This is a genomic window from Nocardia cyriacigeorgica, from assembly GCF_010858045.1.
Taxonomy (GTDB): Bacteria; Actinomycetota; Actinomycetes; order Mycobacteriales; family Mycobacteriaceae; genus Nocardia; species Nocardia cyriacigeorgica_E.
This window is the reverse complement of sequence record NZ_JAAGVC010000306.1, coordinates 1-293: the sequence shown is the minus strand read 5'-3', so window position 1 is coordinate 293 and position 293 is coordinate 1. Positions and strand designations below refer to the sequence as shown.

The following is a 293-nucleotide window of genomic DNA, read 5'->3' as shown; positions in this document are numbered from 1 at the left end:
TCGGCGAGCTGGTCCGCCGTTGCCGGATGGTCATGGCCGGTGACGCTCTGCCAGAACCCGAGCCGATCGCGCCCGAGCTGCTGGACAAGGCCGCGGCGGGTGGGGTGCATGTGGCGCTGGCACCCGGCGAGGGCAAACACACCTACACCGTCACCGTCATCGCACCCGACACGCCCGGGTTGCTCTCCGAAGCCGCCGGTGTGCTGGCGTTGCATTCGTTGCGGGTGCTGTCGGCAGCGCTCGGCGGTGCGGGGGAGTCCGCGATCAACACCTTCGTGGTCTCGCCGAAATTC

The 293-nt window shown here is 69.3% G+C and carries 1 pseudogene; it reads left to right on the top strand.

The window, feature by feature from the left end:
- Positions 1-293: pseudogene (locus tag GV790_RS29820) on the top strand ([protein-PII] uridylyltransferase); the annotation flags it as partial.